9 protein-coding genes are annotated in these 11,314 nt (G+C 30.1%); all 9 read right to left on the bottom strand.

Features of this window, described 5'->3' with window-relative positions:
- Positions 1 to 18: 18 nt before the first annotated feature.
- A complete protein-coding gene (gene prmA / locus ARA56_RS13165; protein WP_055267425.1) occupies positions 19 to 960 on the bottom strand; it encodes a 50S ribosomal protein L11 methyltransferase in 942 nt (313 codons plus the stop codon).
- A 134-nt stretch (positions 961 to 1,094) separates the two neighbouring features.
- Positions 1,095 to 2,288 (bottom strand): O-antigen ligase family protein, encoded by a 1,194-nt coding sequence (locus tag ARA56_RS13160; protein WP_055267423.1) that lies wholly within the window; start codon positions 2,286 to 2,288, stop codon positions 1,095 to 1,097.
- A gap of 220 nt (positions 2,289 to 2,508) precedes the next feature.
- A complete protein-coding gene (gene trmB, locus ARA56_RS13155) occupies positions 2,509 to 3,165 on the bottom strand; it encodes a tRNA (guanosine(46)-N7)-methyltransferase TrmB (RefSeq protein WP_055267421.1) in 657 nt (218 codons plus the stop codon).
- A gap of 135 nt (positions 3,166 to 3,300) precedes the next feature.
- Complete coding sequence (locus ARA56_RS13150) at positions 3,301 to 4,851, bottom strand: nitrite/sulfite reductase (RefSeq protein WP_055267419.1); 1,551 nt, start codon at positions 4,849 to 4,851, stop codon at positions 3,301 to 3,303.
- 196 nt (positions 4,852 to 5,047) lie between these two features.
- Positions 5,048 to 6,178, bottom strand: coding sequence for a molecular chaperone DnaJ (dnaJ, locus tag ARA56_RS13145; RefSeq protein WP_055267417.1), 1,131 nt, complete (start codon positions 6,176 to 6,178; stop codon positions 5,048 to 5,050).
- Positions 6,179 to 6,385: 207 nt separating this feature from the next.
- Positions 6,386 to 8,239: a molecular chaperone DnaK gene (dnaK, locus tag ARA56_RS13140; RefSeq protein WP_055267415.1), complete on the bottom strand. Its 1,854-nt coding sequence runs from the start codon at positions 8,237 to 8,239 to the stop codon at positions 6,386 to 6,388.
- 62 nt (positions 8,240 to 8,301) lie between these two features.
- Positions 8,302 to 8,895, bottom strand: a complete 594-nt coding sequence (grpE, locus tag ARA56_RS13135) for a nucleotide exchange factor GrpE (RefSeq protein WP_055267413.1) — start codon at positions 8,893 to 8,895, stop codon at positions 8,302 to 8,304.
- 19 nt (positions 8,896 to 8,914) lie between these two features.
- Positions 8,915 to 9,946: a heat-inducible transcriptional repressor HrcA gene (gene hrcA, locus ARA56_RS13130; protein ID WP_055267411.1), complete on the bottom strand. Its 1,032-nt coding sequence runs from the start codon at positions 9,944 to 9,946 to the stop codon at positions 8,915 to 8,917.
- Between the two features lie 187 nt (positions 9,947 to 10,133).
- Positions 10,134 to 11,264 carry a radical SAM family heme chaperone HemW gene (hemW, locus tag ARA56_RS13125; RefSeq protein WP_055267409.1) on the bottom strand — a complete coding sequence of 377 codons (1,131 nt, stop codon included), beginning with the start codon at positions 11,262 to 11,264 and terminating at the stop codon, positions 10,134 to 10,136.
- Positions 11,265 to 11,314 lie beyond the last annotated feature (50 nt).

Genomic DNA, 11,314 nt, shown 5'->3' with positions numbered 1-11,314 from the left:
ACTTTTCACCTTTAAAGACTATTTTAATTTTGCAACTATACAGTTCCATTCTCCATCTCTATTTTTCTCTATTACTTCAAAACCTGAAGCTTCTAGCTTATCAACTACCATATCTACTCTATCATGAATAATTCCAGACGTTATAAAATATCCATTTTGCTTTAACACTCTCTTAACATCATCTGTAAGAATACAAATTATTTCAGCTAATATATTAGCAACTACTACATCGGCTTTTCCTTCTATAACTTCAACTAAGTTTCCGTGTAATATTTCTATATTATCTAAGTTATTATATTGAACATTTTCCAAAGAAGATTCTACAGCAACAGGATCTAAATCAACCCCTACAGCTTTTTTAGCTCCTAACTTAGCCGCTGCTATAGCAAGTATTCCTGATCCACACCCTACATCAAAAACAACACTTTCTTCTTTAACATACTTTTCTAATGATTGTATGCACATTCTAGTAGTTTCATGAGTTCCTGTTCCAAAAGCCATTCCTGGGTCTAAATTGACAACTAACTCACCATCTTTTTCTTCGTATTCTTCCCATATTGGCTTAACAACTATTTTCTCACCAACTTTAGAAGGCTTATAATATTTCTTCCAATTATTTGCCCAATCTTCTTCATGAACCTTTTCTGATTCTAACTTTCCTTCTCCAAGGTTTATTCCCATTTCTTTTAATTCTGAAAGTCTTTCATCTATGTATTTAAGAACTTCTTCTATATTATCTTCTTCTGAAAAATACGCTTTAACAACAGCAGCATTTCCTTTATGTTCTAAAATATTTATATCAGCAAAATCCCAAGTTAATGGTCCTTGCTCTCTTCCTAATATATCGTTTGGATCCTCTATTGCAACACCTTTGCAGTCTAAGCTATAAAAAATACCTGATACTGGCTCTAAAGCCTCACTTGTAGTTATAACTCTTACTTCAATCCATGTTCCTTCCATGTATATCATCCTCTCTTATTTTTTCCTATGACTAATTCTATATTCTACACTTATGTAAAGATAAAGTCTATATCTAATTTCTATTAAAAGCCATATTAAAAAGAGCCGTATAAACAGCCCTTTTTACATTTTAATTAAATTACAATTGTTTTTGCTTCCAGCTTAATAACATTTCCTTTATATTTTCTCTTTCTTTTATTTTCTACTTTTAATTTTCCATGTGATAAATTGAATACAATCGCACATGTGGACATAAATAATATTCCTAACTGCGGTGCATATAACGAACAATCAACTAACCCTTGAACTATCACAATCACATTTAGCGCCACTAATAATGGTACTAATGGTTCTTTTGTTTTATAAAGCTTAAATAAATCTTTAAACATCTTTAGCTTTATATATAAATACATACATAATCCAATTAATCCCGTAGATACCCAAAATGTTAAGTAAATATTATGTGAGTGTATACTATTTCCATTGTTATAGAAAAATTCTTTCCCATGTTCTAATGTAGCTAACGTCCCCCATCCCATTAAGGGCTTTTGAGCTATCATCTTTAAAGATCCAGTCCATATATCATATCTCGAAGAAAAAGAAATTCTAAGCTCATTAAAAACAGCTTTACTATCACCTTTACTTTCTAATATTAAAAACATTGATATAATAGTAAAAATGCTTAATCCTAAAATTATCATCTTTCTCTTATCTTTTAAACTCTTTAAAACATAGTAACAAATAAACGCCGCTACAAAAGCTACAAGAGCACCTGATGATTCTGTCAGTAAAAGTGCTATCAATATTATAGCAATGCATAGAGTATAAATATTTTTTTGTTTTTTTCCACTTGTTATTGCTCTTAAATATAAAGCTATAAATATAGCACTTGCAAACCAAGCCCCAGCCATATTAGGATTACCATAAGCACTAATAACCCTATCATTGAATGGATTTGAAAACTCTCCAGTTTTTCTAAAAATATAAAAATATACTCCCTTTTCTATTATTCCATTAATTGCCGTTAAAGCAGTTAGATAGATAGAATATTTAAAAGTCTTATGAATTCTTCTTATACTTATAAAATATCTCTGTCCCAAAAATCCTATAGCAAAGTACATAAGCAACATACTTGATCCTAAAAATGATAATACACTTTCATTTATAATCGCCACTATAAGAGACCAAATAAACAGCACTAATAGACCTATATTTAAATAGTTTTTTTCTATTTTACCTTTATTCTTAAACATTAAATACGTTGCATAGATTCCTGGAATAATAGAAGTAATAGGAGAAAATACAATCATCGTTACAAAAAATATCATAATCTTATCACCATTATTCCTTATTTCTTTTCAAAGCACTCGTACAAGTATACAGTTATTATAATTTAAATTCAATGAAATTTTCTTTAAAATTTCATTACATTATTGTCACTTTTATCTAGTAAACATATACATTGGATACCTACCATAATTGTTTGTTAAAAAAAATATAAAGTAAAAAGACTGTATTATCCAGTCTTTTTATTTTTAGAAATTTAGCCTATTTATATTCTGCAATTAAAAATTTTGTTTTTATACCTTGTTTCGTGAACATTTCTTCATGTTCTGTAACAACATTTCCCTCAAATCCACTATTGTGTAGATCATATGTTATATATTTTATATCTAAATTACACTCTTTAAAGTACTCTAATGATTCTTCAAATAACTCATCGTCATCTGTTTTAAACCATATTTCACCTTCTTTTTTTAAGAAAGTCTTATACTTGTTTAACTGTCTAGTGTGAGTTAATCTTCTCTTCTTGTGCCTATCTTTTGGCCAAGGATTACAGAAGTTTATATATATTCTATCTACTGTATCATCTTCACTTAGCATATCATCAATAAGAGCTATCTCCTGAGACATTAAAGCAACATTATTTAATTTATGATTCTTTTCTTCATATGCCTTTTCTATGTTTCTTTTAGCTAATACTAATACCTCGTCCTTTATATCTACGGCAATATAGTTTATATCTGGATTTTCAGATCCATGGACAGCCATAAACGTTCCTTTTCCACAACCTAATTCTAAATAAATAGGATTATTATTCTTAAAGAATTCTTTCCATTTTCCTTTATACTCACTAGGTTTCTGTATAAAGAAGTGACAAGCTTCTAACTCTGGTCTAGCCCATGGTTTTCTTCTCATTCTCATATAACTTCACTCCAAATCTTTTGTTTAAATCATAGATTAATTATACATCTATTTATATTTATTTCAATATTAAAAGGCTGCTATAATTCAAAGCAACCTTTTAATTTTAATTTTATATAATATTTAGTTATTATTTTAACACTTAAATTCTTCAAATATTTTTTTGAAGCTTTCTTCATTTTTTTCTAAATAAGTTGAAAAATTCATATTTTTATCTTCTAATTCCAGTGAAAGTTTATATATAAATTCTGGGATATCTTTCTTTAAAATATCTCCATAAATTTTTCCTAATCTACATTCTTTAGCTAAGAAGCTTCCATTAACATGTAATTCATAAGCTTCTTGAACTACATCATTTACTCTCTTCTTCTTTCCTGTTAGTCCTATTTCAGCAATTTCATGGACACCACAAGAATTTCCACATCCAGATATATAAACTCTTGGTAGTAAATCTAATCTATTTACTTTTTCTTTTATATAATCTAACATTTCATTTAAAGTTTCTTGGCTATTTCCTATTCCTAATTGGCAAGTCGGAACCCCTATACAAGAAACACTATATTCAAATGAAGTTTTTCCACCAATAGATTTAGTAACATCTAAAAGTCTCTTTACTTCATTTCCGTTAAGATTTCTAACATATACTCCTTCTGTCATTGATAATCTTAACTCTACTGCATCAAACTCTGAAATTATATCCTTTATAGCCTTTAACTCATCAATCTTTATTTGGCCACCAAATGGATGAATATATAAGCTATATAATCCTTCTTGCTTTTGAGGATATATTCTTTCATCTTCTATATCTATAGCTATTCCCTCTTTATTGCATACTACAGGAGTAACATCTATATCTAATTCTCCTCTTTCTTTAGCTTCTTCTACATATCTTCTATATTCATTAATGAAGTTTTCTTCGCCTAACTTCTCTACCATATATCTTACACGAGCTTTTGCTTTATTTTCATAGTTTCCTTCTGCCTTAAATAAATTAACCATACCTTCTACATAGTATAAAACTTCATCTGGATTTATTAACTCTGGATATATTAAAGCTAATCTCGGATTTCTTCCAAGTCCACCACCTAAATATACCCTAAATTGATTTTTGCCATTTTCATTAACAGCTAAGAACCCAAGATCTTGAATTGTACAGTGTGCAGTATCTCTCTCGCTATTTGAAAATGATACCTTAAGCTTTCTTGGTAATTTATATGTTGTTATTCTTTCCATAAAATAATTTCCTACAGCTAATGCATATGGTGTAGGATCAAAAGCTTCTTCTTTATCTACTCCTGATAACGGTGATAAAGCAACATTTCTTGGGAAGTTACCACCTGCTCCACGAGTATATATATCTTCCTTTAATGCATCTTCCATTAAATCACATACTGAATCTATAGATATTCCATGATATTGTATTGCTTGACGAGTAGTAAAATGTAATTTATCTAATCCATACTTTACTGCCCAGTCATATATTAAATTTAATTGCGGTACAGTAATTATTCCTGATGGAATTCTTAACCTAATCATAAATTCCTTTCCACCTTTATGAGCATAAACTCCCATTCCACCTGAAGCATGCTTAAAATCCATCATAGAGACTTCCCCATCATAAAACTTATGACCTAACTCTCTAAAGTCCTCTATTTCAGATAATAACTTTTCTTTTAATTCTTTCATTGTACACCTCACATCTTTTAATCATATGTTTTAATATACTATTAAAATTATATAAGATTTAATATTATGTTTTATATTTTCAACACTAGTTTAAAATATATTAACTTTTAATACTTTATTAGTATATACCTTTTTGTCACAATAAATCTACCCAAAATTTAATCCAATTAAAAAAGCTGCAAATTCGCAGCTTTTTTTATCTAAATAAATCTTTAAAACCTTTTTTGTGCTTTACTTCACCATCTATACTTTCACCACAAGCTTCCATAAATGCTTTTAAAGCATCCTTTTGCTTTTCGTTTAAGTTCTTAGGAATATCAACTATTACTCTTACGTACTGATCTCCTCTACCTGATGAATTAACTCTCGGAACACCTTTACCCTTTAATCTAAATAAAGTTCCTGATTGTGTTCCTTCAGGAATTGTATATTTTACATCTCCATCTACTGTTGGTACAATTATTTCAACACCTAATGCTGCTTTACTCATAGAGATATGAGTATCTATATATATGTCATTTCCTCTTCTTTCAAACTGCTTTGATGCTGATACATTTATTCTTACATATAAATCACCTGCAGGACCACCATTGTTACCATGTTCACCTTGTCCTCTTAATGGAATTATATTTCCTGTATCAACCCCAGCTGGAACTTTAACCTTTATAACTCTTCTCTTTCTTACTTTACCTTTTCCTGAACATGTTGGACATGGATTATCAACTATTGTTCCTTTTCCACCACATCTATCACAAGTTGAAGTACTTACGAAGTTACCAAGCGGTGTTTGTCTTTGAACTCTTACTTGACCACTTCCTCCACATTGATCACAAGTTTTTGGTGTACTTCCAGCCTTAGCACCTGTTCCATGACACTCTTCACAATTTTCATTTTTAGTAATTGTAATCTCTTTTTCAGTTCCAAATATAGCTTCTTCAAAAGTTAAATTTAAAGTATATTCTATATCTGCACCCTTAGTTGGTCCATTTCTTCTTCTTGATGAACCACCACCGCCTCCGAAAAAGCTTTCAAATATATCTCCAAAGCCTCCCATATCTGAGAAGTCAAAGCCACCAAATCCACCTGATCCAAATCCACTTCCATCAAAGTCAGCAGTTCCAAATTGATCATATCTAGCCTTTTTCTCTGGATCAGAAAGTACTTGATATGCTTCATTTATTTCTTTAAACTTTTCTTCTGCTTCCTTATTTCCTTGATTCTTATCAGGATGGTATTTAATAGCTAGCTTTCTAAAGGCTCTTTTTATTTCATCATCACTTGCTCCCTTTTCAAGTCCAAGAGAAGCATAGTAGTCTTTACTTGCCATCTATCATGTCACCACCTATTTTTTTCATTATATTACTTAAGCAATATTAACATTTATAAACAAAATAGTAAACTACTTTATTTAATTAAGGATTAAGAGTTAAAAGTTTATAAAAAAAATTCTAACTAAAGTTTTCTCATTAACTCTTAACTTATCAATCTTAACTTTAAAGAAGGGAAGACGGCTTTGTCTTCCCTCTATAATTTATTATTTATCGTCTTTAACTTCGAAGTCTGCATCTACTACATTGTCATCATGATGAGCTGAACCTTGGTTTGCTCCACCCATATTGTTTGGATCAAATCCTTCTGCTCCACCTTGAGCTCCTGCAGCTTGGTACATCTTTGAAGATATAGCGTAGAATTCTTGAGTTAATTCTTCTGTAGCTTTCTTGATAGCTTCTAAATCTTCTCCATCTTTAACAGCTTTTAATGCATCTAACTTAGCAGTTATCTTAGCTTTATCATCAGCAGCAATCTTATCTCCTAATTCTTCTAATTGTTTTTCTGTTTGATAAGCTAATTGGTCAGCATTATTCTTAACTTCTATAGATTCTTTTCTCTTCTTATCTTCTTCAGCAAATTTTTCAGCTTCTTTTACTGCTCTTTCTACTTCTTCATCAGAAAGGTTAGTTGAAGCAGTGATTGTGATGTTAGCTTCTTTTCCAGTTCCTTTATCCATAGCTGAAACCTTAACTATACCGTTAGCATCTATATCAAATGTAACTTCGATTTGTGGAATTCCTCTTGGAGCTGGAGCTATTCCTGATAGAGTAAATCTACCTAAAGTCTTGTTATCAGCAGCCATTTGTCTTTCACCTTGAACTACATGAATTTCAACTGATGTTTGACCATCTGCAGCTGTTGAGAATACTTGACTCTTCTTAGTTGGAATAGTTGTATTTCTTTCTATTAATGCTGTTGCAACTCCACCTAATGTTTCAATTCCAAGTGTTAATGGTGTAACGTCTAATAATAATACGTCTTTAACTTCTCCTGTTAATACACCTGCTTGGATAGCTGCACCTACAGCAACGCATTCATCTGGGTTAACTCCCTTTGAAGGTTCTTTTCCAGTGAAGTTTTTAACTGCTTCTTGAACAGCTGGTATTCTTGTTGATCCACCAACTAATATTACTTTATCTATTTGGCTCATTGAAAGTCCCGCATCAGCTAAAGCTTTCTTCATTGGCTCAATAGATCTTTGAACTAAGTCATGAGTTAATTCATTGAATTTTGCTCTAGTTAAGTTTAAGTCTATGTGCTTTGGACCAGTTGCATCAGCAGTGATGAATGGTAAGTTGATGTTTGTTTGCATTGAAGATGATAATTCAATCTTAGCTTTTTCTGCAGCTTCTTTTAATCTTTGAAGTGCCATCTTATCATTTCTTAAATCTATACCATTTTCAGCTTTGAAAGTTTCTGCGATGTAGTTCATTATCTTTTCATCGAAGTCATCTCCACCAAGCTTAGTATCACCATTTGTTGCTAATACTTCGAATACTCCATCACCTAATTCAAGGATAGATACGTCGAATGTACCTCCACCAAGGTCATATACAAATATTTTTTCGCTGTGGTCAGTCTTATCTAGACCATAAGCTAATGAAGCAGCTGTTGGTTCGTTTATTATTCTTAAAACTTCTAATCCTGCTATTCTACCAGCATCTTTAGTCGCTTGTCTTTGAGCATCATTAAAGTATGCAGGAACAGTTATAACTGCTTGAGTTACTTTTTCACCTAAATAAGCTTCAGCATCTGCTTTGATTTTTTGAAGAATCATTGCTGATATTTCTTGTGGTGAATAAGTTTTGTCATCAATCTTAGTTTTGTGGTCAGTTCCCATTTCTCTCTTTATAGAGATTATTGTATGATCAGGATTTGTAATCGCTTGTCTTTTAGCAACTTGCCCTACTAATCTTTCTCCGTTTGCTTGGAAAGATACTACTGATGGAGTAGTTCTTGCACCTTCAGAGTTAGCAATAACTACTGGTTCTCCACCTTCCATAACGGCTACACATGAATTTGTTGTACCTAAATCAATACCTATAATTTTTCCCATAATAATTTCCTCCTCGAAATCTATCTATAATTTAGAATCTTATTTACTTTTATAAAATTAAATTAGTTTGCTACTTTTACCATAGTATATCTAATTATCTTGTCATTTCTTTTATATCCTTTTAAGAATACTTCTGCTACTGAATTCTTTTCAAAATTTTCATCTTGAACATGCATTACTGCTTGATGAAAGTTTGGATCAAATCCTGAAGTAGTATCTATTTCTTCAACACCTAATTTTTCTAAAGATGATTGGAATCCTTTTATAGTCATTTCTATACCTTTTTTAAGGTCTTCAACGCTACCATCTACAGCAATAGCTCTTTCAAGATTATCTAAAACAGGTACTAATTCCTTTAATACATCAACACAAGCATCTGTATAAATACCTTCTTTTTCTTTACTTGTTCTTTTTCTAAAGTTATCATACTCAGCCGATAGTCTCATTAATCTATCTTTTAATGTATTAAGTTCATTATCAAGTTTCTTTTTTTCATCTTTTAACTTTCTTACCATAGATAGTGTATCCTCTTCATTATTTTCTTCCACTACTTCTTCTGTAGTGTCTTCTACTTCTTCAACTATCTCTTCATTAGTTTCTTTTTCTTTAACCTCTTCAAGAACTTCATCTTGTTCTAACTCTCTTTTCTCTTCCATTACTACACCTCAACAATCATTAATCAAGACTTTGATTTTTAAGACTTTTATTTAATTCCTTCATCACTTGAGCCATTATAGAAAGCACCTTAGAATAATTAATTCTTCTAGGACCTATCAGTCCTATACTTCCTATTGCTCTACCTCCTAATGTATACTCTGCTGTTATTACAGAACATTCTTTAGCTTCAGGAATATAGTTTTCATCACCAATTCTTACAGTTATATCACCATCTGGCTCTAACAACTCTATTACACAATCCTTGTTACTTATAAGTTGAATCATCTCTTTAGCTTTTTCAATATCATTATATTCAGGGTAATTAAATAAATTTGTAGTTCCTTCTACCACTAATTCTTCTTTATCGCTGCTATTTAAACTTTCATATAAAGCTGGAAGTATAGCATTAAATAAATCATCAAATCCTGCTAGTTCTTTTTTAACTTCATTTATAACTTCTAAATTAATTGCTTCAATCGTCAAATTCTTCAATTTACTATTTAAAACATCATTAATTCTAGCTAATTTATCACTAGGTGGCATATTACTAATTTTAATTCTATGATTTTTAATTACTCCACTATCTGTAACAATAACTGAAATTAAATTTGATTCATCTATTTTTATAAGCTGAATAGATTTAATATAGCTTCTCTTCATTGAAGGTGTTTGCACTATACATGTTAAATTTGTAAGTTCAGAAAGTAATACACAGGCTTCTTTTAATATTTTATCTACTTCGTACATAGCAGAATTAATTATATATTCTTTAATCTTTAATTCTTCCTCTTTACTTAACTGAGCCTTCTCCATTAACCTATCTACATATAGTCTGTATCCCTTACTTGAAGGTATTCTCCCTGAAGATGTATGGGGTTGCTCTAAGTAACCCATTTCTTCTAGATCCGCCATCTCATTTCTAATAGTTGCAGATCCTACTCCTAAGTTATATTTCTTAGCTATCGTTCTTGATCCAACAGGTTCACCTGTCATAATATAGTCATTAATGATGGCTTGTAATATTTTTATTTTTCTTTCATCAATAGCCATAACACCACTCCTATTGTTAGCACTCATTAAGTTCGAGTGCTAATGACTACATTAACAATATATTATTCTTTAGCTTTTTTGTCAATTTCATATTACGTTAAATTTTCAGAATATTTTTTATAACTTTTTATTTTTTCAAGTTTATCTCTTATTTCCTTTATTTTTCTTTCATTTACTACCATTTCATTTATTTGTCTAATATAAATTCTGCCATTACATTATTAGAAAAGTCCATCCCTATTGATGTTAGGTATATTCTACCGTTTTCTTTCTTTAAGAAACCATTCTTTATATTTTTCTCTAAGACTTTTTCATATATACTCTCTACTGACATATTAAATCTTTCCTCGAATTCCTTAATACTTATTCCTTTATTCATTCTTAATCCCATAAATATAAATTCTTCTATTTCATCTTCTTCAGAATTAATATACTTCTCTTCATATACTTCTATGCCAGAGTTAATTTTACTTATATATTCTTCAATATTATCAATATTTTTAATTCTTGTACCATCTATATAAGAACTTGCTGCAGTACCTAAACCTATATAGTCTTTTAACTGCCAGTATACCTTATTATGCTCACACTCTTTTCCATCTAAACTATAATTGGATATTTCATATTGGTGATACCCATGATCTTTTAATACACCTTTTGTTAATTTATCCATTTCTCTTTCCATTTCTTCAGTAGGAAGCTTCAACAATCCTTTTTCATATAAATTATAGAAAACAGTTCCCTCTTCAATTATTAAACTATATGCAGATATGTGCTCTGGCTTTATACTGCATATAGTTTCTAATGTATCTTTCCAATCTTCAACTGTTTGATTAGGCAGTCCATACATTATATCTACATTAATATTTTTAAATCCTAACTCTCTTGCTAATTTAAAATTATCTAAAAACTCCTCATAGCTATGAATACGACCAACTTCCTTCAATAACGAATCTTTTGTAGATTGTAATCCAAAACTAATCCTATTAACTCCACCATTTTTCATAGCTATCAATTTTTCTTTAAATAAAACTCCTGGATTACATTCCATACTAAATTCGATATCTTTATGAAGATTAAGCTTATTTATTGCTAATAATAGCTTTTCTATTTGATTTACTTCTAAATATGATGGTGTTCCGCCTCCAATAAAAATAGTTTTAATTATATAACCTCTAGCTCTTTTTTCTATTTCCTCAATAAGTGCATCCACATAATCTTCCTTAAATCTTTCTTTTCCTGAATATGATGGAAAATCACAATAAAAACATTTCTGCTTACAAAATGGAATATGTATATATAAACTAATCTCTTTCATCTATCTCAACTCTTTCATCTTTTCTATTTATCTTTTTATATGATAAATTA

It is taken from the genome of Clostridium disporicum (genome assembly GCF_001405015.1).
Lineage (GTDB): Bacteria > Bacillota > Clostridia > Clostridiales > Clostridiaceae > Clostridium > Clostridium disporicum_B.
Note: the sequence above shows the minus strand (reverse complement) of the source record. Positions and strands in the feature narration are given on the sequence as shown.